The 21,054-nt window shown below is 65.5% G+C and carries 19 protein-coding genes and 3 pseudogenes; 9 read left to right on the plus strand and 13 right to left on the minus strand.

Annotation, left to right across the window (positions count from 1 at the left end):
- Window positions 1–38: 38 nt before the first annotated feature.
- The 6 genes and pseudogenes from LKE06_RS21640 to LKE06_RS21665 form a co-directional block, all read right to left on the minus strand.
- Window positions 39–1,475 carry a GuaB1 family IMP dehydrogenase-related protein gene (locus LKE06_RS21640; protein WP_228001174.1) on the minus strand — a complete coding sequence of 479 codons (1,437 nt, stop codon included), beginning with the start codon at window positions 1,473–1,475 and terminating at the stop codon, window positions 39–41.
- Window positions 1,476–1,727: 252 nt separating this feature from the next.
- Window positions 1,728–2,573: a DMT family transporter gene (locus LKE06_RS21645; protein ID WP_228001175.1), complete on the minus strand. Its 846-nt coding sequence runs from the start codon at window positions 2,571–2,573 to the stop codon at window positions 1,728–1,730.
- A gap of 3 nt (window positions 2,574–2,576) precedes the next feature.
- The gene (locus tag LKE06_RS21650; RefSeq protein ID WP_228001176.1) at window positions 2,577–4,025 is read right to left on the minus strand and encodes a DEAD/DEAH box helicase; all 1,449 of its coding nucleotides are present in this window, start codon (window positions 4,023–4,025) and stop codon (window positions 2,577–2,579) included.
- Window positions 4,026–4,099: 74 nt separating this feature from the next.
- On the minus strand, window positions 4,100–5,038 hold the full coding sequence (locus tag LKE06_RS21655) for a M56 family metallopeptidase (protein ID WP_228001177.1): 939 nt from the start codon (window positions 5,036–5,038) through the stop codon (window positions 4,100–4,102).
- Between the two features lie 62 nt (window positions 5,039–5,100).
- Window positions 5,101–5,493, minus strand: a complete 393-nt coding sequence (locus tag LKE06_RS21660) for a BlaI/MecI/CopY family transcriptional regulator (RefSeq protein ID WP_228001178.1) — start codon at window positions 5,491–5,493, stop codon at window positions 5,101–5,103.
- Between the two features lie 36 nt (window positions 5,494–5,529).
- Window positions 5,530–5,826, minus strand: a pseudogene (locus tag LKE06_RS21665) (cobalamin/Fe(3+)-siderophore ABC transporter ATP-binding protein); the annotation flags it as partial.
- A 226-nt stretch (window positions 5,827–6,052) separates the two neighbouring features.
- On the opposite strand from LKE06_RS21665, the pseudogene LKE06_RS21670 reads away from it, so the two are divergent.
- The 5 genes and pseudogenes from LKE06_RS21670 to LKE06_RS21690 form a co-directional block, all read left to right on the plus strand.
- Window positions 6,053–6,166, plus strand: a pseudogene (locus LKE06_RS21670) (redox-sensitive transcriptional activator SoxR); the annotation flags it as partial.
- Between the two features lie 135 nt (window positions 6,167–6,301).
- A complete protein-coding gene (locus LKE06_RS21675) occupies window positions 6,302–6,700 on the plus strand; it encodes a PaaI family thioesterase (RefSeq protein WP_228001292.1) in 399 nt (132 codons plus the stop codon).
- A gap of 300 nt (window positions 6,701–7,000) precedes the next feature.
- Window positions 7,001–7,180 (plus strand): annotated as a pseudogene (gene ureC, locus LKE06_RS32665) (urease subunit alpha); the annotation flags it as partial.
- A gap of 4 nt (window positions 7,181–7,184) precedes the next feature.
- On the plus strand, window positions 7,185–7,712 hold the full coding sequence (locus LKE06_RS21685) for a hypothetical protein (protein WP_228001179.1): 528 nt from the start codon (window positions 7,185–7,187) through the stop codon (window positions 7,710–7,712).
- 171 nt (window positions 7,713–7,883) lie between these two features.
- Window positions 7,884–8,120, plus strand: coding sequence for a hypothetical protein (locus LKE06_RS21690; RefSeq protein WP_228001180.1), 237 nt, complete (start codon window positions 7,884–7,886; stop codon window positions 8,118–8,120).
- Window positions 8,121–8,642: 522 nt separating this feature from the next.
- Here the strand turns inward: LKE06_RS21690 and LKE06_RS21695 are convergent.
- On the minus strand, window positions 8,643–9,218 hold the full coding sequence (locus LKE06_RS21695; RefSeq protein ID WP_228001181.1) for a hypothetical protein: 576 nt from the start codon (window positions 9,216–9,218) through the stop codon (window positions 8,643–8,645).
- Window positions 9,219–9,753: 535 nt separating this feature from the next.
- On the opposite strand from LKE06_RS21695, the gene LKE06_RS21700 reads away from it, so the two are divergent.
- The gene (locus LKE06_RS21700) at window positions 9,754–10,434 is read left to right on the plus strand and encodes an O-methyltransferase (RefSeq protein WP_228001182.1); all 681 of its coding nucleotides are present in this window, start codon (window positions 9,754–9,756) and stop codon (window positions 10,432–10,434) included.
- 235 nt (window positions 10,435–10,669) lie between these two features.
- Window positions 10,670–11,233, plus strand: coding sequence for a DUF3558 domain-containing protein (locus LKE06_RS21705; protein ID WP_228001183.1), 564 nt, complete (start codon window positions 10,670–10,672; stop codon window positions 11,231–11,233).
- Window positions 11,234–11,332: 99 nt separating this feature from the next.
- Here LKE06_RS21705 and LKE06_RS21710 read toward each other — a convergent pair whose 3' ends face one another.
- Together LKE06_RS21710 and LKE06_RS21715 are read right to left on the minus strand one after the other, a co-directional pair.
- Window positions 11,333–12,313: a zinc-binding dehydrogenase gene (locus tag LKE06_RS21710; RefSeq protein ID WP_228001184.1), complete on the minus strand. Its 981-nt coding sequence runs from the start codon at window positions 12,311–12,313 to the stop codon at window positions 11,333–11,335.
- Between the two features lie 50 nt (window positions 12,314–12,363).
- Entirely contained in the window at window positions 12,364–13,050 is a 687-nt protein-coding gene (locus tag LKE06_RS21715; protein ID WP_228001185.1) for a TetR/AcrR family transcriptional regulator, read from the minus strand.
- A 104-nt stretch (window positions 13,051–13,154) separates the two neighbouring features.
- Here LKE06_RS21715 and LKE06_RS21720 point away from each other — a divergent pair, with 104 nt between their 5' ends.
- Window positions 13,155–14,654 (plus strand): MFS transporter, encoded by a 1,500-nt coding sequence (locus LKE06_RS21720; protein ID WP_228001186.1) that lies wholly within the window; start codon window positions 13,155–13,157, stop codon window positions 14,652–14,654.
- Window positions 14,655–15,527: 873 nt separating this feature from the next.
- Here LKE06_RS21720 and LKE06_RS21725 read toward each other — a convergent pair.
- Both LKE06_RS21725 and LKE06_RS21730 read right to left on the minus strand, forming a co-directional pair.
- The gene (locus tag LKE06_RS21725) at window positions 15,528–16,364 is read right to left on the minus strand and encodes a DUF4564 domain-containing protein (protein WP_228001187.1); all 837 of its coding nucleotides are present in this window, start codon (window positions 16,362–16,364) and stop codon (window positions 15,528–15,530) included.
- 218 nt (window positions 16,365–16,582) lie between these two features.
- Complete coding sequence (locus LKE06_RS21730; RefSeq protein ID WP_228001188.1) at window positions 16,583–18,058, minus strand: NAD(P)/FAD-dependent oxidoreductase; 1,476 nt, start codon at window positions 18,056–18,058, stop codon at window positions 16,583–16,585.
- A gap of 227 nt (window positions 18,059–18,285) precedes the next feature.
- Here LKE06_RS21730 and LKE06_RS21735 point away from each other — a divergent pair, with 227 nt between their 5' ends.
- The gene (locus LKE06_RS21735) at window positions 18,286–19,773 is read left to right on the plus strand and encodes a cytochrome P450 (protein ID WP_228001189.1); all 1,488 of its coding nucleotides are present in this window, start codon (window positions 18,286–18,288) and stop codon (window positions 19,771–19,773) included.
- A 63-nt stretch (window positions 19,774–19,836) separates the two neighbouring features.
- Here the strand turns inward: LKE06_RS21735 and LKE06_RS21740 are convergent, their stop codons facing one another.
- The gene (locus LKE06_RS21740; protein ID WP_255649596.1) at window positions 19,837–20,586 is read right to left on the minus strand and encodes a serine hydrolase; all 750 of its coding nucleotides are present in this window, start codon (window positions 20,584–20,586) and stop codon (window positions 19,837–19,839) included.
- Window positions 20,587–20,836: 250 nt separating this feature from the next.
- On the minus strand, window positions 20,837–21,034 hold the full coding sequence (locus LKE06_RS21745; protein ID WP_228001294.1) for a hypothetical protein: 198 nt from the start codon (window positions 21,032–21,034) through the stop codon (window positions 20,837–20,839).
- Between the last annotated feature and the right edge of the window lie 20 nt (window positions 21,035–21,054).

Below are 21,054 nucleotides of genomic sequence, written 5' to 3' on the forward strand. Positions count from 1 at the left end.
CTGTGTCGAATCGCGCCGCCCGCGGTGGCGGGGGGTTCTTACCAGCCGCTGGGCAGCGGACGACCCTCGGCGAAGCCTGCTGCCGATTGGACGCCCAGCACCGCCTTATCGTGCAACTCGGCCAAGCTGCGGGCGCCCGCGTATGTACAAGCGCTGCGCACACCGGAGCAAATATGGTCGATGAGGTCCTCGACGCCGGGGCGTTCAGGATCCAGACGCATTCGCGAGGTGGAGATCCCCTCCTCGAACAGTGCCTTGCGGGCGCGGTCGAAACCACTGTCGGTGGCGGTGCGGGCGGCGACGGCACGCTTGGAGGCCATGCCGAAGCTCTCTTTGTAAGCATTGCCGTCGCGGTCGACGCGCAGGTCGCCCGGCGATTCGTAGGTTCCGGCGAACCAGGAGCCGATCATTACGTTGGACGCGCCCGCAGCCAGCGCGAGAGCGACGTCGCGCGGGTGCCGTACGCCACCGTCGGCCCAGATGTGCACGCCGAGTTCCTTTGCAGCGGCAGCACATTCGGCGACAGCGGAGAACTGCGGGCGGCCGACGCCGGTCATCATGCGGGTGGTGCACATGGCGCCGGGGCCGACACCGACCTTGATGATGTCCGCGCCCGCCTCGGCGAGGTCACGGGTGCCTCGAGCGGAGACCACGTTGCCCGCGACCAGCGGCACGCCGAGTCCGAGATCGCGGATGGCGCCCAGGGTTTCGAACATTTTCGCCTGGTGCCCGTGCGCGGTGTCGATCACCAGCAGGTCGGCGCCCGCGTCGACGAGCGATTTCGCCCGGTCGGCCACACCGCCGTTGATGCCGACGGCGGCGGCGACGCGCAGCTTGCCCTGTGCGTCGACAGCGGGCTGGTAGATCCCGGCTCGTACCGAACCGGTCCTTGTCATCACTCCGGCGAGGCTGCCGTCCGCGGCGGTGAGCACGGCCAGGGTCGCGTGCTCGGCTTCGAGGAGTTCGAAGATGTCGCGCGGCGAGGTGTCGGCGGGCGCGGTGATGAAATCGGTGGCTACGACATCGCGCAGCCGGGCGAACCGGTCGACATCGGCGCAGGCCGCCTCGGTGACCACGCCGACCGGCTTACCGCCGTCGACGACCACCACCGCACCGTGTGCACGCTTGTGCATCAAGGCGACGGCCTCGGACACCGAGCGGTCCGGGTCGAGGGTAACCGGGGTGTCGGCGGTGAGCGAGCGGCTTTTGACAAAGGCGATCGTGTCGGCGGCCGCGCTGATCGGCAGGTCTTGCGGCAACACGACAATGCCGCCGCGGCGCGCGACAGTCTCGGCCATGCGGCGGCCGGCGACGGCGGTCATGTTCGCCACGACGATCGGAATGGTGGTGCCGGATCCGTCGACGGTCGACAGATCGACGTCGAACCGAGACGCCACATCCGTCCGATTCGGGACGAGGAAGATGTCGTTGTAGGTGAGGTCGTACGGCGGCTGATGTCCAGGGAGAAACTGCACTCGAACGATGGTAGACGCGAAGGCGGTGTCGCGCGCGATTCTTCAGCGCCCCGGTGGTGGGTGCGGAATGTCACAGCAGTCGATCCGGTAGCCGCAACCGCTCTGCTGATCGGTGCCCGTCACGAACTCGTGCTGCCCGGCCTGATGCGGGAGAACCGCGGCTCGCACCGATTCCGCCGTCCTTCGCCGATTCCCTGATTCGGACATCGCCGACGGGCATCTCTACGGCACACTGATCGCGATGTCGGCTGGTCAGGCGTCGGCTTGAACACGCGACAATTGGATTGTGGTGACGCACATGACGATTACGGTGATGCCGATCACCACGAGACCGACACCGTTGGTGCGCAGTCGTTCTTCGAGGACCGTTATACCGATGAAGGCGGCGACGAGAGGCTCGGTAATGGTGACGGCGGGCAGTGACGCCGCGAGCGGACCCGCTTGAAAGGCCCGCTGCTGCAAGTACAGCCCGATGAGGCCGGAGGCCACCAGTAACCATGTCTGCCAGCTGCCGAGAACGTGACCCAATCCGTGTTCGAACAAGGTGACGACGTAGAAGGTGAGCGCGGCAGCCAGGCCGAACAACGAACCGCCCGCCGCACCGAGCAACATGGCGCGTCGGCCCGCGTCGGCTGTGGCGATTCCGGCCGCGACGGCAAGGGCGATCAGGCCGAGTAAAATCGTCAACGGGATCAGCCACTGATGAAGTGGCGCATTGGAATTGCCCTCGGTCGGGTCGCCGACGATAAGGAAGCATGCCAGCGCGGCGGTAAGCGCGAGCGCGGTCGCCCAGGTTCGTCCGGTGACCCGGCGGCCGTTGAGGCGGGCCGACAGCGGCAGCGCGAAAACCAGCATGCTGACCAGGATCGGCTGCACGAGCAGCACCGCGCCCAAGGCCAGCGCGGCGATTTGCATGGCGTAACCGCCCGCGTCGCCGACGATTCCGGCCCACCACCGCGGATTGGTCAGCAGCGTGCGAATCAGCGACGCGTCTTCGGGCACCGCCGCAGCGGCATGCTGCTGTGCCACCGCGGCGAGTGCGAAAAGCAGCGCCGCGAGTAGCGCGCAAATGATGGCACCGAGCGGGTGATTCGACACCGGTCAGTTAGCTCCGCGATTGCGGGAGTTCGTGCCGCCCTGGGCGCGACCGGCGCGGCGTCGCGAACGCCCGGGCGTGTCACCGGAGCCCGACCGGCTCGGCTGCTGTCGGGAACCCGCGTCGCGAACGCCCGAGCGGCCCTGACCCGTCAAACCAGTGTTGGCCGATGCGCGCTTCGATGAACCTCGTCGCTGCGCCGGTTCTTCCTTCTGTGCGGCGTCGGACGAACCCGCCGCGGCAGGAGCGACGACCGCGACCCCCGACGGCTGCCTCGCGCCGGTAATCGCGATCAGCTGCCGGTCACCCGGGCGAACCTCGACTGCGTCGATCTCCACACCAGCCTTGCGGGTCATCTTGTCGACATCGTCGCGCTCGTCCTCGGTGACCAGCGTGACCACCACACCGTCCTCACCCGCGCGAGCGGTGCGTCCGGCGCGATGCAGGTACGCCTTCGATTCCGCAGGCGGATCTGCGTGGACTACCAGCGAAATCCCGTCCACGTGGATGCCGCGTGCGGCGACATCGGTTGTCACGAGTACCGGGGTCGAGCCATCGGCGAAGGCCGCAAGGGTCCGTGTCCGATTGTTCTGCGCCTTGCCACCGTGCAGCGCGCCCGCGGCGATCCCCGCCGCGCGCAACTGCTTGGCCAGCCGGTCGGCGCCGTACTTGGTGCGCACGAACATGATGGTGAGCCCCTCGCGCGCCGCGATCTGGGCAATGATGGTGCGCTTGTCCGCCTTGCGTAGGTGCAGCAGGTGATGCGACATGGTGGCGACCGAGGCCGACGGCGGTGCGGTCGAATGGGTCACCGGTGAGCGCAGGTAGCGCTTGACGAGCTTGTCGACCTCACCGTCGAGGGTGGCCGAGAACAGCAGGCGCTGACCGTCTTGCGGGGTACGGTCCAGCAACTTGGTGACCTGGGGCAGGAAACCCATATCGGCCATGTGATCGGCCTCGTCAAGCGCGGTGATGCGAACCTCGGACAGATCGGCCGAACGCTGGTTGATCAGATCCTCCAGCCGTCCCGGTGTCGCGATGAGCAGGTCGACGCCGCGAGCGAGCCGGTCGGCCTGGCGTTTGATCGGCGCGCCACCGACCACTGCCGCGACCCGCATACCCAGAGCCAGGGCCGGATTGTCCAGCGCGCGTTCGATTTGCATGGCCAGTTCCCTGGTCGGCACAAGTACCAGACCACGTGGTTTAGTGGGCTTGGCGGCGGCACCGGCGAGCCGGGCTAGCATCGGCAGCCCGAATGCGAGCGTCTTCCCCGATCCGGTCGGGCCACGGCCGAGTACATCCTTGCCGGTCATGGCGTCGGGCACCGTCGCGGCCTGGATGGGGAACGGGGCCTCGATGCCGTCGCGGCGCAGCGCCTGAACAAGCGGGACGGGCAGGCCCAGGTCCGCGAAACTCGTTGCGGGCGCCGTGGTGGCAGGGGTCGAGGAGGTCAAAGGGGGTGTGTGCCTTTCGGTGCAGGCTGTGATGAGGTCTGCCTGGGTGTGTCTTCCAGTGCGACCGGTGCGAATCAGTTGCGGAAAAGCCGATTCAGTTCGACCAACCACGGTACCGCGACCGCCATGGTCGGAACGACCAGGATCGCCATCGACCCCAGGTAGGCCGCCGTGGCGATGCGCAGGTCGCCGATTCGCCCGCCCAGTCGCTGGATGCGGATCAATGTGGTCGGACCGCCCGCGGCGAGGGCGCCCTGTGGTGCGGTCGACTTGGCGCAGGCGACCAACGCGCGCGCCAGCGGCGTCGGGCCGGTGACTTTGACAGCGGAATCGTCGGCGAGCAGTTCGATCAGTAGCTTCACCGAGCCGAGCGCGGCCCTGCTTCGCACAACGCGGGGGAAGGCTTCGTGGACGGCGGTGAAGGCTTCGAGCACCAGATCGTGGCGAGCCCGAAGGTGGGAGCGTTCGTGGCTGAGGATCGCGGTGATCTCGGCGTCTCGCAGATTCGTCAGCGTGCCTTCGCTGACGACGACCCGCTGGCGCAGGCCGGGCAGGCAATACGCGATCGGCTCGGTTGCGGCGAGCACTCGGATATCGGCCGCGCGCCGGTGCGGTCCGCCCTGATCGAGCAGGTCGACCAGCACGCGGTGGCGGGCGCGCCTCCTACGGGTGTGCACGCCGACTCGGATAGCCGCGTAGATCAGCCTGCCACCGATCATGAGCGTCAGCGCGAAGACGAAGACGTAGACCAGCCACAGTGGCAGACCGAGTGCGTCGATCTCCCTGGCCGGTGAGGTCGTCGGCCGTCCATCGGTTCCTGGAACGAGCAGCTCGGCGGCGATGGCCAGACCCGAACCGAATGCGCTGAGCACGGCGGCTAGCGCGATGGCCTGCCACAGGACGAGCGCTGCTCGTGGCGTCCGATAGGTCCACGTAGCCCTGCTCAACAGTGCTGGGGCAGGCCCCGCGAGAAGCAATGCGAGTCCGGCGAAGACCGGCGCGGTTGCGTTCATCGACTCAGCTCACTGCGTTGGTGGGGCCACGGCGCTCACGGCATTGTGAGGACGGTCCAAGACTACTGCGACGGTGGCGCAGTGTCCTCGGATGCCTCGAGCTTAGCGAGTGCCTCGCGCAAAGCATCAGCCTCGTTCCTGCCGACCTGCTCCACGAAATGCACCAGCGCCGCCGCGCGACTGCCTGCTTCGTCGGCCTGCTGTAGCGCGTCGAACATCAGACTCGCGACCAGTTCGTCGCGAGTGTGCACCGGTGCGTAGCGATGGGCACGATCGTCACGGCGCTGGACCACCAGGTTCTTCTTCGCCAACCGCTGTAACACCGTCATCACCGTGGTGTAGGCGAGCTCGCGCCGGGCAGCCAATGCCTCGTGTACCTGCCGGACCGTTTGCGGTTCGTCACTCGACCACAATTGGTCCATAACCGCTTTCTCGAGTTCACCTAGACCTGCCATCCCTCGAGTTTACGGACCCAACGACACAATTGCGTACTACATGGTGTCGTAACTGGTCGGTAGCTGTGTGGCATTTGTCATATGACTGTTATGCGACGCGAGCACGTGCCTGGTGACGATGGGCGCAATCATCGGCCGCCCGGAGATCGGATCCTCGAACACCGACGCCTCGAGGTCGAACACCTCCCGCAACAGGCCCGCATTGATGATGTCTCCTGGAATGCCCCGCGCGACGATCCGTCCGTCGCGCATGACGATGAGGTGATCGCTGTAGCGGATTGCGAGGTTGAGATCGTGCGGCACCATGACGACAGTGCGTCCGAGATTGTCGTGCGGCGGGCTCCATGTGGTTGACATGGAGCCCGCCGCGGCAGTGGATCGGGGTCTCCGCAGCCCTCGGGACTCACTCAATCCTGACGCCGAATTGAGTGTAGGTCAGGCTTACCTAAGTGTGCAAGCGGGCGTGTGTGCATGCTCGGGTGTAGGTGCGTTCGACCCATAGCAGGACGTGCGGCGATCGGGAACGTGCATCAAGGTCGCTGCGCCGGACCAATCGGGTCGGGAGGAATTGGCCGGGTGCATCGGATGCGGATGCCTGTCGCTGCAATCCTGCAATCTGTTCAACCCGAAGGACGAGCTAGGTGATCACGGTGTCGGCGCTTGCCGGATCTGACGGATCCGGCCTCCAGGCCACATCAATGCGCGGATACCCGAACTCGCGGGTGCATTTGTCTGATGTAAAGGTGGATGCATGACACAGCAGGAAGTCGATCCGGGTCAGTCACTCGCGGATATCACGCCCGAGCGCATGACCGAGCTCAGCAAGAACACCTTCACCGATCTGATCGGACTCGAGTTCACTGAGGTCACGCCGGATATCGTGCGCGGTGAGCTGACCGTGGGACCGCAACTTTTGCAGATGGCCGGCATCGTCAATGGCGGTGTGTACTGCACAATCGTCGAAACACTCGCGAGTATCGGCGGCGGGGTCTGGTATGACGCGCAGGGCAATAGGGGAACCGTTGTCGGGGTCAACAACAACACCGACTTCTTGCGCGCGGTCAGTGCGGGCAAGGTATTCGGTGAGTCGACGCCGTTGCATCGTGGTCGATTGCAGCAGTTGTGGCAGGTCGTCCTCACCAATGATGAAGGCCGCACGGTGGCACGCGGCCAGGTGCGGTTGCAGAACCTGCCCGCCCGCGACTGAGTGCGCTCGCTGGGCGGGGCCGGAACGACCGGGCCGGAATGACTGTTGCCACCGACCCGGCCGCTGCGGAGCCAGGATGCGTCTGTCACCGACGAGCAGGAACGGCACATGCATTCGGCAACGATTCGTTGGCGGCAGGTAATGCGCTGCGCGGCATGGTATGGGTCAGGCCAGCGCGCCTCGGGCCGATGGTGCGCCGAACACCGTAATCACCGGGGCGGTCGTCATCGACCATCGGGAATCATCAAGGCCGACATCGGTGTTCGCGACGGATGGGTCTGCGCCATCGGCAAAAGCGGACGAAAACTGGTGCCGGGCAAAAATATTCGTCAAGTGACGAAAACCGACATGCGCAATAAGACGCGATTGCCCCGCATCGAAGTCACCCCCGATACCTTCACGGTGCGCATCGATGGGGAGGTGTGGACCGAACAGCCCGCAACGGAACTGCCCATGGCGCAACGGTATTTCTTGTTCTGAACCGGTGTTCACCCGCCCGGTCGATTCGGTGTCGCTTGGCACGGTTCCGCGCCGGACGTGCGGCAGCCGCCAACGAGGCGCGCCGACGTTCATGTTTATCACCGACCACCCGGGATGGCTGAGCACCGACGACGGCATCGACTACCGGGCCGTCAGCGACTACGGCCTCGCGCTCTCCTGCGGGTTCGACCTCTCGCCGACCGAGGCCGCGTTCTTCGACCAGAACCAGAGCTACGACCGCGGCTACACCGCCACCTACCTGGTGAACTGGCTGCTCACCGCCCTGTACGGCCGCCGGCGCGAGGACCGGGAGACACGCGCGGCGATGGTGCGCGCCATCGCCGAGGGCAAACCGCCGGAGGGCATCCCCGAGGAGGCCGCCGCGCTCCTCACCCGGCACGCACCGATCGCCGCGGCGATGTCCGCATTCACGCGTGCGTTCCAGCAGAAGAGCCGCAGCACCCCATATCCGGACCATGAGATCCGCCGCCTGCTGGACGGCCAGGCCATTCGGAGCCCCGACGTTAGGTGACCCACCGCATCCTCGGTGCCACTTGACGCCGCGAGAACACCGCTACGCAACGCCGCGGATCACAGCCAGCCTGAATATCCCATAATCGGCTACGAGCGTGCATTCGGTCGACGTTGGCTGGGCACGGCCAGTTAGTTCAGAGAAGTAGGCGTGCGCTGCCCGATGATGCGCATGGACCCCGACCAACTGCCACGCCTGCTGTCGATAGAAGCCGACACCCACCGGCTGCTCGACGAAGCCAGGGCGAACAACTGGGAGGGCGAGATCATCGGCCTCGAAACCACCCTCGCCCACATCCAGGAAAAGAAAGCGCAGGTGGAACGGATCAGGAACACGGCAGGCCCAACCGATGGCCAGGTTCAGCTCGTGTTGCTGCCATCGCGCCCCGCACCAGCAACGCCGTGTTGACCGAACAACACTGCGAGCCCGTCGATATGCCGCGCAGGGGAAGATCCTGAAGATGCAATCTGACTGGAGGTGGTGTCGCCGATGCCGATGATCCGTGCTGTCCCCGGGAACCCAGCTACTGATTGGCCAAGCCCAACGACCATCAACGCACCACGCGTTGCGGGCCCGATCGACGCCAGAAGCTCAGCATGGCTAAGCTGGTCAATCCTGACGTCGGTTATCGGTGCCAGCCAGCTGGTCTGAGATCCGTTGGTATCGGCGAAATCTGACGTCATCGGCCAGCGTGTCCAGTCGGTTGGGCGTGCCCACCGAACGCACGCTCATGCCGTTGAGCGCACTGTTCGTGGATGGCCAGTCATTGCGATGACGATCCGGCCAGATGCGCATTCAGCAAGCGCCCACGGCTGGCCGGGGGTATGGGCGCGAGTCGGATCGACCGGTTCGTTACGATCGAGAGCCCACCACCCGTCTTCGCGATCCGTACCCGCCCCTAGGCAGGGCGCCAAGGTGGCGTCTACGACCTCAGCAGCGGCCCTCGGTCATCGTGGTCTCGGTCGTTATCTTCGCGACCTCGGCCGTCGATTCGGGGAGTCGGTCGGCGAAGACGGTCAGGCAGACCGGATGGTCGCCGTCGGCGTTGGTGATCTCGAATGTGTTGACGCTGTACTTCAGGCTGTACTTCGGGCGGTCCTCCATGAAGGTCCCGGTCCCCTCTTTGAACCTGGCCCGGTCTCCCGCCGCGTCGGCCACCACCCTGCGGGCCCGTTGCGTGAGGGCTACCTCGGTGATGTTGTCCTGGGTGCGGCCGTTCAGCCTGGCGGCGGCCTGCACGGCGACGGCCCACACGTCCCGCTGGTCGTAGGCGAAGGCACTGCGGACCGGGCCGTTCACGACGAACGTCCCGGCGACCAGGACGGCCGCCGCGACCAGTTTCGCGACCCGCCAGGCCACCAGCGCGGCATCGGACGGCTCGCACGCCTGCGGGTCCCGGTACCGCCAGGCATGCCTCTTCCACCACCGCCTGCGCTGGTCACCGCACGCCGCGACGACCAGCACCGCCGCCAGCAGCCCCAGAACAACGACCAGAGACGTGAGCAAACGACACCTCCACAAACGACCTCGGGGTGTCAGATGCCAACCGGCACACGCTTTTTCACCATCCCCTCGACTGAGATAGAACTTACACGCCGGGGCGAACCCGATGGCCAACGATGGCAAAATGCCAGGTCACCAGACGACGGGGACAGAGAACGGGGTCAGTGCCGGTGAACAGGCTCCGGTGCCTGGCATGCCGCTGGTCGCGCGATCTGTCGCAGCCAGAGGGCAAGCCGGAGGAGTGTCCGAAAATGCCGCATGGAGCGCGGTTCGAACACTTCGCCCAGCCAATTCCCGCTCACAGCCATCAGCACCTGCATACGCACAGCAACCCCAGGCGCGGCGCGAAACACAACGGGCAGCACCATCAACACAACATTGCGGGGCTTCGCGCAGGAAGGAACCCAGCCTGCTCATGGGCAATCGTTGTGCCCGACGAGCCAGCGAAGAAGATCTGTATTACCAGCGCAATCCTTGGCTCGAGTGAGAGCATTCTGCCCAATGGAACGCCCACGGCCGTCGGTGGCAGACTTCCGGTATGACGACTTTCGATTCGGCCGAAGTTGATGGCTATCTCGTAGATAAGCTGGTGGGCGATGGAGATTCCACTGCGGCTGCCCTGGAAGCCAATGCCGCGGCCGGGTTGCCCGCGATCGATGTGTCACCGGCGCAGGGGAAGTTCCTGCATCTGCTCGCGCGCTCGACGGGGGCGCGTCGGGTGCTGGAGATCGGCACGCTCGGTGGATACAGCACGACGTGGCTCGCGCGGGCGGTCGGGGCGAACGGGGCGGTGGTCACCCTCGAATTCGAGCCCCGGCATGCCGAGGTCGCGCGGGCGAATCTCGACCGCGCGGGTGTTGGTGAGCGAGTCGATATTCGCGTCGGCGCCGCGCTCGACACCCTGCCGGTGCTCCAGGCCGAGGAACCCGAGCCCTTTGACCTGGTATTCATCGACGCCGACAAGGTGAACAACTCGAACTACGTACAGTGGGCATTGCGCTTGACCCGCCCCGGTGCGGTGATCATCGTCGACAATGTCGTCCGCAATGGCGCGGTGGCCGACAGTGCATCCGACGACCCGGCCGTGCGCGCGAGCCGCGATCTGATCGATCTCTTGGCCAATGATCCGCGCGTGGACGCGACGGTGCTGCAGACCGTCGGCGCGAAGGGTTGGGACGGTTTCGCTTACGCGGTGGTGAACGGAGAAACGACCGACTGATCGTCGGAGGGGACGATCCCGTGAGATCGGCGACTGGTCGCGCGGGCCGCGTTTACGCGGCACGAGGTGAGGCCGCGCGAGTCGCATTGGCGCCGTGGTAATTTCGCGGCGATGTCGGTCGGCCGACGGTCCGAGTTCATACTGGTTCCTGCCGCGCGCGGCGTCTCCAGTGGTACGGCGGCGTGATCTGATGGAACCGGACTGCGGTCTGCCGCGTCATAGACTTCGACGCGATGTGACGGCCGATTGGGAGGCACTGGTGGGGCGACGGACGACGGCGAGTGTGGTGGGGTTGGTGGGAGTGACGCTGGCGGTGACCGGCTGCGGATCGACCACGGATGGATCGCCGACATCGAGTGCGGCCGATGTATCGGCCGTGACAGCGGCGCTGTGGGATCCGTGCACCCAGGTCTCGGACGAGGTACTGCAACAACTCGGCATGGATCTCTCGACGAGAGGGGCCGGTGTCGCGGATGTGCAAGAACCGGGATGGAAGGTGTGTTCCTGGAACAACGCTGAGTTCAACCTGGGAATCTCGGCCACGATCCATTCCACGCAGGACCTCGATGCCAGACCCGATAACGTCGACTCCACCGTTGTCTCCTTCAACGGCCGCGGCGGAGTCCAGCACCGCAGAAAGTCGGAGAAATACGGACCGACCTGCGAGATGGCTTTCCCCTCGGGGCAGGGACTGGTCGTGGTCACCACGTCGAATCGCGCGACATCGGAAAACGCCGCTGACTCGTGTGCGCACACACGCTCCGCGGCCAAGATGCTGACACCGGTGTTTCCACGCTGACACCTCGTTGGTAAACATGCTGGGGGACTGGACAATTAGCTACCCGCACATATTTCGTCGGTGACCGACACGGGTGAGGTACTCCGCACAGATGCTGGTTTAGGGGATGAGGACGACCTTGCCCATGGTCGCGCGGGTTTCGATGGCGTGGTGCGCGGCCGCCGCGGCGGCAAGCGGGAATCGGTGGACCGCCGGGTGAAGTCGGCCCGTCGCCGCCGCGTCCATCGCGCGGTCCTCGAGAACGCGGATGTCGCCGCCCGCGCGCTGCAGCATTGGTGGGCCTAGCACGACTTCCGAGGTGATAGCGCGTTCGGCGAGCTCGTGTCCGCTGAGTGTCAGCGGATCGTCATCGAAGTACCCGTAGACCAGATGGGCGCCACCTTTGCCGACCAAATCGATAGCGGCCCTTGCGGTCTCACCGCCGATGGCATCGAAGAAGACGGTGGCGCGCCGCTCGCCGAGCTGGGTGAGAACCTGAGCGGGCCAGTCGGGGAGTAGATAGTCGGCGGCGATATCGGCGCCGTTCCTGGCTACTCGCGCCACCTTCGCGGGACCACCTGCCAGCCCTATCACGGTGGCGCCCTGGCTCTTTGCATATTGAACCAGCAGTGTTCCGATGCCGCCGGCGGCGGCGGTCACGATGACGACGCTATCGGCGCCGACGTCCGCGAACTGCAGGATGCCCATTGTGGTCCGGCCGGTGCCGATCATCGCGACCGACTCGGCCGCGTCGAGAGCTGACGGAATCTCGTGCAGCCGAGCCACATCGGTCACCGCGAGCTCGGCGTAACCGCCGGGAGCCGCGCCGAGATGGGCCACGACCTGTTTGCCGAGCCAGTCGGAGTCGACATCAGCGCCGAGCGCATCGACGGTCCCCGCGACCTCTCGTCCCGGGATGGTCGGCAGCTCCGATGGCAGATACGGGCCGGGCAGTCCCTGCCGCAACGAGGTGTCGACGACGTGAACTCCGGCGGCCGCCACCGCGATCCGGACCTGGCCGGCACCGGGCTCCGGATCGGGAACGGTTGCGTAGCACAGGTTTTCGGCCGGGCCGAAGGCGTGGAGTTGGATAGCGTGCACGGTGGCTCCTGATTCGTGAGACGGTCGATAGCCACTCTGCAACCTGAAGTTCAGTTCAGGTCAACCGGTGCTCTCCGGGCGGCCCGCGCCTCGAATCCGTCGCAGAGCGCGGACAGGCCGGTACGCAGCAGATCCTCCGGTGCCAGATCGCTGGCTCCAGCGCCGTCCAGTTCGGCGAGTGCCGGGGGGATCGGCAACTGTGATTTCCCTTGCAGCAGATCGCGCAGCCCATTGCGGGCGTCCGGGTCGATTCCTTCGCGGGCGAACAACGCGCCGCTGATCTGTGGCAGCGTCGCGCCGGAGATGTAATTCCATACGGTGAACGCCATCGTGGTCGCTTCGCGGGTGGAGACATTCAACTCGCGCAGCCCCTCGACCAGCCAGGCGAGGCAATCCAGGCTCGACGGTCCGAAACTGTAGCGCGGCATCGCGAAGGCTAGCAGTATCCACGGATGTTGCTGGTAGAGCCCCCAATCGATCTCCGCGGCGATGCGGACGCGGTCGCGCCAGGTCCAGTTCTGCCCCTCGGCCGAGGGGTAGGGGCTGCGGCCGGCGACCACGTCGGTCATGGTTGCGATCAGCTCGTCCTTGTTCGTGACGTGACGGTACAGCGACATCGCGCCGACGCCCATCCGGTCGGCGATACGCCGCATGGACAGTGCGTCGAGTCCCTCTTCGTCGGCGAGTGTGATCGCGGTGTCGACGATGGCGTCCTTGGTGAGCTTCGGCTCAGTCATCCCATAACTCGCTTTCAGTTCCCGGACCGGCTGCGTACACTGTACCCGGGATTGTGCGTACGCCGTACGCGTCGTCGAGAATTGACATGAACAGGGGTTACGGAATGACAGAGGTGCAGGCAGTGCGGTCTGAGGCGGAGTCGTCGCAGACCGGATCGCGCCGCGCGTGGTTGGGCCTCGCGGTGCTGCTGCTACCGGTCCTGCTGGTGTCGATGGACATCTCGGTGCTGTTTCTGGCCATGCCGACCCTCACCCTCGACCTCGACCCGTCGGCCACCGAGCAGCTGTGGATTCTCGATATCTACGGCTTTCTCATCGCCGGCCTGCTCATCACTATGGGCAACCTCGGTGACCGGATCGGACGACGCAATATCCTGCTGATCGGTGCATCCGTCTTCGGTGTCGCGTCGATCATCGCGGCATTCGCGCCGAGCGCCGCAGTGCTCATTGCCGCGCGGGCCTTGATGGGCGTCGGCGGTGCGACTCTGCTGCCGTCGAGCCTCTCACTGATCTCCAGCCTCTTTCCGAATGCCCGCGAACGCGGCGCCGCCATCGGCGTGTGGACCGCCTTCTTCGCAGGCGGGTCGGCGGTCGGCCCGATTCTCGGTGGACTATTGCTGCACCATTTCTGGTGGGGCTCGGTATTCCTCATCAACATTCCGGTGCTGCTGATACTGCTCGTGTTCGGGCCGTTGCTGCTGCCCGAGCAACGCTCGGCACTCCTCGGTCCGCTGGATATTCCGAGCGTGGTGTTGTCGATCGGCGGAATCCTGCCGGTGGTGTACGCGGTGAAACACGTTGCGGCCGAGGGCCTCGACTGGTCGGCGCTGGTCATCGGGCTCGTCGGGGTGGTGTTGCTGACGGTCTTCGTGCGGCGACAGCGGCAGCTGGCCGAACCGCTGCTCGACCTGCGGTTGTTCGGCCGCGCCCAATTCTCGGTCGCCATCGGCGCCAGCCTGACCGGCATGATGTCGCTGGCTGCCATGAGTTACCTGACCAGCATCTACCTGCAATCGGTCACCGGGCGAGACCCGTTGGCGGCGGCCATGTTCGGCATTCCGATGGCGGTCGCGGTGTTCGTGTTCTCGATGGGCGGTGCCAGGGTGGCCCAGGGCATAGGGGTGCGCGGCACATTCGTGCTGGCGCTGTTGGCGGCGGCGCTGGGCAACCTGTTGCTGCTCGGTGTCGGTGTGGACGGCGGGATCATGTGGTATCTCGTCGGGTCCACCATCGCGGGCATCGGATACGGCCTCGCCTTCACCCTGGTGTCGGAGGTCGCGGTTTCCTCCGTTCCACCCGAGCGGGCCGGGTCGGCCGTCAGTATTTCCGAGACCAGCTTCGAACTGGGCAACGCACTGGGGCTGGCCTTGCTGGGTTCGGTTGCGGCACTGGTCTTCCGGTCCGGTGGGAACTTCGCCGCCACCCTCGGTGAGACGGTCGAGGAGGCGGGTTCCGATACGTCGCTGATTCACGCCGCGCGGGAATCGTTCGTGTCGGGCATGCATGTCGCGACTTCGGTGGGCGCCGTATTGTTGCTCGCGATGGCCGCGGTGGCATACCTGGCCACAAGTCGAAGCGCTGACGAGTCACCACGGCCGCACTGAAACTCGCCAAGGAGATCGTGGGCTGCGAGCGCCCGGTGCCGATGGACTATCTGATCCGTGCCTAGGTACCGCCGTTGCGCCACGAAGCAGGTAGCACGCGGCTGCGTGCGACGGCCGACGGTGCCGAGGTCACCTGGATAACACCTTCGAGGTGAAATCGCCCGTGCTGCGCGGTGCCTTGACGAACGCGCTCACCCGACTGGCCGAGCGTGCCGACATCGATCCGGCTGTCCTGGTGGCAATCGATCGGCGTTTGCCGCAGCCGCCGCGCCGATTTCGATGCCGCGCGGGCGGTAATTGGGTTCGGAATTGCTCCCGTACCAATTGGCTTCGACCGAAGATATACATGCCAAAGCCGGGTTTCGAGGTGACGTCGCGATTCGCCTTTTTCATGCAGGAGCCTATCGTGAGGCACTCGAAATGAATAATGACACGGTTTCGTCGGTTCGCAGACTCGCGCAAGAGAATACAATTGCGTGAACTGGTCTATCCCGACGACCATCCGGCACAGACAACCGGCCGTCCTCGTCCTGGCTCCCGCCGGTTCCTGCGCACCCGAACCGGGACATTACAGAGTGCCTGATGGGCGTCAAATTCGCTGCGGCGCAACAGACTCCGTTGTACGCGCAGCACCGCTGCCGGCATCGTCAGCTCCCGGTGTCGGTAAACCGCTTTCGCGGCATGGTGGTCGATGTTCATTCCTACTGCATGTCGAGCGCCGTCAGGATCGCGCGGAATATCACCCCTTTCGTCCGCGTCTCGGCAGGAACGGACCGTCAGTGCGTTTGCCGCCATGTTTTCGGTGTGCCCGACCGATGCGGGCACAAATAATGGCGGTTCCGAAGGTTATTCGGAACCGCCATTTCAGTGGCGTCAGCCTGCGATAGGGGCGTCCGGTGTCGGCTGGTCCTGGACGGGTGGCAGCGGAGCTTCGCTGCCGTATGACGGCGCGGCAAGTCCGCCGATCGCCCCCAGCGCCGCGCCCGCCGCCGCACCGACCGCTGACGCGGGCACGGTGATCACGGCGGTGCCGATGGCCGCGCCGAGCACCGGACCGATGACGAGGCCGATGGGGAGAAATGGCACGCCTGAGATGAAGCCGGCCACCGCGCCAACCGCCGCCGAGGTCGCGGCCAGCGGTGAGGATACCGCCGCGCCTGCCGCCGCGCCGATGGCGGCACCGGCGACAGTTTGCCCGGCGATCAGATCGGACCTGCTGCGCTCCATACCGACCGAATCGAGGAAGGTCGCGATACTGGCCTCAGTGACCGCAGCAGGGCCATTGATCTCCACGCTCTGCTGCGGATCGATCCAATCCGGCGCCCCGACCGCGACACCTCCGAACCGGAGCTGCCCGGGCGGCGGTGCGATCGGTGCGACGGGGGCCACCGGCTCCGGTGCGTGGAGCGCACCGAGTGGAGCGAGGTAGCTGGTATCCGGAACGGGTCGTAACCCCTGCAACGAGCTGTGCGGCTCGGCCGGGATGGCAGCGGGCGGATTCGGCTCCGGATTCGGCCCCGCCTCCGGATTCGGATTCGCCTCCGGATTCGCTTCCGGCTCCAGATTCGTCACCGAGCTCGGCGGCGCGGGCTCGGCGTGTGCGGTTCCGGTACCTACCAGCGCGAGAACCAGCGGTATCGCCCCCGCTGCGACTATCGACCCCACTTTTCGCCGCTGGAGATTGGGAGCCCTGTGCTTGCCTGTGCCCATGTTCGCCTTTCGTCCGGAGAAATGTCACGCATGCTTTCCGGCATTCGGACCCCGGGCCTCGGCGGATTGGTCGAAACTCAGGCGAGACAACAGCCAATAATTGCTACCAATTAGCTGTTGTGTGCTATTCGAGCTGGAGTCTGAGTATTCTCCAGGTAGGCGGGCGGATGTTGAATTATCGGGATATTCGCGGGTGCTGACCGGGGCTGAAGTTTGGTTCAGCCCACTTTGCGATCGGCGGCAGCTTGGTGCGCCTTGTCCAGGGCTTTCGCCTTCTCCACCGACAGCCGTTCCACCGATTTTCCGTTCTCGGCGGGTGGTGCGCCGAGCGCGGCCGCGAGTTCGTCGGCGTCCTCCTCATCGGCATTGACGGTCTCGAGCGCGAGCCGGGCGAACACCCACTGCTCGGTCGCCGCCATCTGACCGCGGCTGCGCCCGAGGAAGGTCACGAACCATTGGATGACCGTGACGATCCGGCTGCGATAGCCGACCAGGTAGTAGAGGTGCAGCGCCAGCCAGGCCAGCCAGGCGATGAACCCACCGAACTCCAGCTTGCCGATCTGACACACGGCGCTGAACCGCGACACCGTCGCCATGCTGCCCTTGTTGAAGTACTTGAACGGCTTGCGCTCCTGTGGCGCTTCGTCTGTCAGTCCGGCCTTGATCTGCTTGGCCGCGTATGTCGAGCCCTGGATCGCGCCCTGTGCCATTCCGGGGACATTCGGTACGGACATCAGGTCGCCAACGACGAAGATGTTCGGGTGTCCCTTGATGGTGAGGTCCGGTTCGACGATGACACGCCCCGCACGGTCGACCTCAGTGCCCTCGGACTGCTCGGCCAGCATCTTGCCAAGCGGGCTGCCCTGCACGCCGGCCGACCACACCTTGCAGGAAGACTCGATGCGCCGGACGGTGCCGTCGGCGTCCTTCACCGTGACGCCGTGGGCGTCGACGTCGGTGACCATGGCGTTGAGCTGGATTTCGACCCCCATCTTCTCCAGCCGCCGCTTGGCCTTACCGCCCAGCTTCGGGCCCATCGGCCCGAGCACCGCGCCCGCGCCTTCGAGGAGGATCACGCGCGCGTCGCGCGGATCGATATTGTGGAACGTCCCCTCCAAGGTGCGATCGGACAGCTCGGCGATCTGGCCCGCGAGTTCGACACCGGTGGGCCCCGCACCGATCACGACGAAGGTGAGTAGGCGATCCCGCATTTCCTGCGTGGTGGCCAGTTCGGCGCCCTCGAACGCGCCGAGGATGCGCGCGCGTAGTTCCAAGGCGTCGTCGATCGTTTTCATGCCAGGGGCGTAGGTGGCGAATTTGTCGTTACCGAAGTAGGACTGCTGCGCGCCCGTCGCGACGATCAGGCTGTCGAACTCGGTGACGGTGTTCTGGTTGAGCAGCTGGGAGGTGACCGTCTTTGCCTGCACATCGATATCGATGACATCGCCGAGCAGCACCTGCGCGTTCTTCTGTTTGCGCAGCACCAAGCGCGTGGCGGGCGCGATCTCGCCGACCGAGAGGATGCCGGTGGCGACCTGGTAGAGCAGCGGCTGAAACAGATGCGTCGAAGTCTTGGAGATCAGTGTTACGTCGACGTCGGCATGCTTGAGGTGCTTGGCTCCGAACAAGCCGCCGAAGCCCGAACCGATAACCACCACCCGATGACGACGATTTTCGACAGACTCAGTGCTCATCGTCCTGCTCCTCGACAGACCTGGGCTGGGCCCCACGAACGTTCCTGACCGGACCAACGGTAGTCGGCGCTGTCGCGGCCGTCGCGGCGAGATCCCGGTTACTGCCGCGTTGCGCTGCGAAACCGCGTGGCCGTCGATCCGCCGAGAGGGAGCGTCGCGTTCGCGAACCGACCGAATGAATGTGAGGAAGAGAATACGATCGATACTGTCGTTCAGGGAGGTTTGCCATGGCAACCGGGCATCGTGTCCGCAACCGAAAGCCCAGCGCACAGCCCGAATCCGAGAATGTATCGCTGATCGAAATTCCAGATGCCCATCTGATCGACCGCGCGTTGCGCCGTGTCCCGGAACGGCGTCGGCTACTGGCCACACCACCGCTCGGCAGCACGACCACGGCCGTGCACGGCGACGCCGGGCTGCCCTATCTCGGTCGCGGGCTGCACTATCTGCGCTGGGGACCCGCGGAAATGATGGACCGCTATCGCCGGTACGGCCCGGTTTCGCTGAACACCTCGCTGGGCATCGATCGGGTACTGGTCTGCGGGCCCGACGCGATAGACGAGGTGCTCGGAAAGCGTCGTCGCGATTTCGGCCAGGGCTGGGACTATTTCATCGGCCCGTTCTTCCGACGCGGTCTGCTGTTGCTCGAATTCGACGAGCACATGTTCCACCGCAGGATCATGCAGCAGGCGTTCACCAGAGACCGGCTGGAAGCACACCTGGCCGCGCTCACGCCGGTGACGCGCACCGCTATCCAGCGCTGGGTACCGCGCGATGACGCGGCCGGTCGGATGGTGCGGCTGTATCCCGCCATCAAGGAACTCACCCTCGAGATCGCGGGGGAAACCTTCATGGCCGTCGATGTGGGTACCGAACGCAAAGCACTGCTCGACGCGTTCGTCGACTGCACGCATGCGGGCCTGTCCATCATTCGGCATTCGGTGCCCGGCGGCAACTGGCGGGCCGGGCTGCGCGGCCGGAAGGTGCTCGAGGAATATTTCACCGCGATGCTGCCGCGCAAGCGGCACGCCGAGACACCGGATTTCTTCTCCGGCCTGTGCCACGCGCGCACCGAGGACGGCGCCGAATTCAGTGACGAGGATGTGGTGAACCACATGATCTTTCTGATCATGGCCGCTCACGACACGACCACGACCACGGCCACCGCCGTCGCCTACTACCTGGGAAAGCACCCCGAGTGGCAGCAGCGGGTGCGTGCGGAAGTACTGGCCGCCGATCATGAAATCGGTAGTGCCGCACCGGCAATCGCTGATTTGGACCGGTTGCGCGACCTCGACCTGGTGATCAAGGAGAGCCTGCGATTGATCCCGCCCGTGCCGGGGTTGGTGCGGCGGGCGGTGCGTGATACCGAGATCGCCGGACACTACATTCCGGCCGGCACCGCGTGCGACCTTGCCTACAGTGTCAACCATGTTCTGCCCGAATTATGGACCAGGCCAGAACAATTCGATCCGGAGCGCTTTGGCGAGCAGCGGCGTGAGGATAAGTCGCATCGGCTGGCCTGGCTGCCGTTCGGCGCCGGTGCGCACAAATGCATCGGCATGCATTTCGGCACCTTCGAGGTGAAGTCGGTTATCGCGGCGATGGTGCGCGACTACGAGTGGCGTATCCCGCAGGAATACCGAATGCCGTGGGGGTTCAGCACAATTCCGTTCCCGAGGGATGGTGCTCCGGTGGCGCTGCGTCGTCGATAGACACTCCGATACGGCGCGGGCACCGAACGTCGATCGCCGTCCGGTGCCCGCGCTCGACTTGGGTCAGCGTCCGACGAAGAGCTTTTCCGCGACCTTGGTATCGGTCTCGGCGCCCTCGGTGTAGCCGCCGTCGCCACCGAGCGAACTCATGATGGCGAGGGTATAGCGCTCGTCCGGCCCGGCGAAGCCGACCGAGTTCACCACCCAGCCGCCCTGTTCCTCGGACCAGCCGTTCTTCAGGCCGGGGCGCATCGCCTCGCCCGCGCCCCACAGACCCCAATGCTGGTTGCTGTCCACCGTGCGCATCCGGTCGAACAGGTAATTGCGGTCGTCGGGGTGCATGCGGTTGAAGACGAAGTCCATCAGCCGATCGAGGTCGGCGGGCGTACATTTCTGGAACGACCAGTCCGGGAACAGTGCGGTGTTGGTTGGTTGCGGGACGAGGCCGACCATGCCATTGGCGCGGAAGGCATTGTTGTAGGCCATGCGGTCGAGACCCGCGTACTTGTTCCACAGGTAGTCGGTGGCGGCATCATTGGAAGTCGCGAGCATCGACTCCATCATCGAGCGATCCTCCGGCGACAGGCCGATCGCGCCGACCCTGGCGCGGTCGAGCAGATCGACGGCAATCGCAAGCTTGATAGTCGACGCGGTCCAGATCGAGTTCTCCGCGTTCTCGTTCGCGTAGACCCCGCCGCTGACCCGGTCGCGAACTACGTAGCCGGTCACGCCGGGCCGAGTGCTCAAATACGCGTCGACAGCAGCGATCCGGCTGCTCATATCGCAATCGAAGCCGGGTAGGCACCCCTGCATATGCGCGGGCGGGGCGGCCTGCGCAATCGGAAGGAGCGCGGGCGCGCTGGGGAGTAAGAACGCCGCAGCGGCGAGGACACAGGCGGATGTGGCTACACGGGGAACGGCCCGGGTGATGGCCAAGGGGGAACGCACGAGGGATCACGATCGCACATCGTGGCGCCCGACGCACGTCTTGAGCTTGGCACGCCAGTGTGATACCGCGAGATTTCTGCTTGCACCGCAGCGGTTTTCGACCCTCTTCGAGTGCTCAGCGGAACGCCGCGCGCAGTTCCTCGACGGTCCGCCCGTTGAGCCGATAGCAGTGCGCGAAGGCTTCGGCGTGATTGTCACGAGGCCACGAATGTAGGACGACCGCGCGGCCGTAGCAGCGTGAGTTGACCAACTCCCATCTGTCTCCGACTCGGCGGACTGTGAACCCGCCTTTCGGAACAAGGGGAATCACCATGGCAACCATGAACGCGAACC

The sequence above is a fragment of the Nocardia australiensis genome, from assembly GCF_020733705.1.
GTDB lineage: Bacteria > Actinomycetota > Actinomycetes > Mycobacteriales > Mycobacteriaceae > Nocardia > Nocardia australiensis.

Bases quoted from the DNA above. Each gene is read 5' to 3' on its own strand.
- LKE06_RS21660 (WP_228001178.1), bottom strand. From the start codon at position 5,493: ATGGCAGGTCTAGGTGAACTCGAGAAAGCGGTTATGGACCAATTGTGG.
- LKE06_RS21725 (WP_228001187.1), bottom strand. From the start codon at position 16,364: ATGGGCACAGGCAAGCACAGGGCTCCCAATCTCCAGCGGCGAAAAGTG.
- LKE06_RS21730 (WP_228001188.1), bottom strand. From the start codon at position 18,058: ATGAGCACTGAGTCTGTCGAAAATCGTCGTCATCGGGTGGTGGTTATC.
- LKE06_RS21700 (WP_228001182.1), top strand. From the start codon at position 9,754: ATGACGACTTTCGATTCGGCCGAAGTTGATGGCTATCTCGTAGATAAG.
- LKE06_RS21675 (WP_228001292.1), top strand. From the start codon at position 6,302: ATGACCGAGCTCAGCAAGAACACCTTCACCGATCTGATCGGACTCGAG.
- LKE06_RS21715 (WP_228001185.1), bottom strand. From the start codon at position 13,050: ATGACTGAGCCGAAGCTCACCAAGGACGCCATCGTCGACACCGCGATC.
- LKE06_RS21740 (WP_255649596.1), bottom strand. From the start codon at position 20,586: ATGCAGGGGTGCCTACCCGGCTTCGATTGCGATATGAGCAGCCGGATC.
- LKE06_RS21720 (WP_228001186.1), top strand. From the start codon at position 13,155: ATGACAGAGGTGCAGGCAGTGCGGTCTGAGGCGGAGTCGTCGCAGACC.
- LKE06_RS21690 (WP_228001180.1), top strand. From the start codon at position 7,884: ATGGACCCCGACCAACTGCCACGCCTGCTGTCGATAGAAGCCGACACC.
- LKE06_RS21655 (WP_228001177.1), bottom strand. From the start codon at position 5,038: ATGAACGCAACCGCGCCGGTCTTCGCCGGACTCGCATTGCTTCTCGCG.
- LKE06_RS21745 (WP_228001294.1), bottom strand. From the start codon at position 21,034: ATGGTGATTCCCCTTGTTCCGAAAGGCGGGTTCACAGTCCGCCGAGTC.
- LKE06_RS21735 (WP_228001189.1), top strand. From the start codon at position 18,286: ATGGCAACCGGGCATCGTGTCCGCAACCGAAAGCCCAGCGCACAGCCC.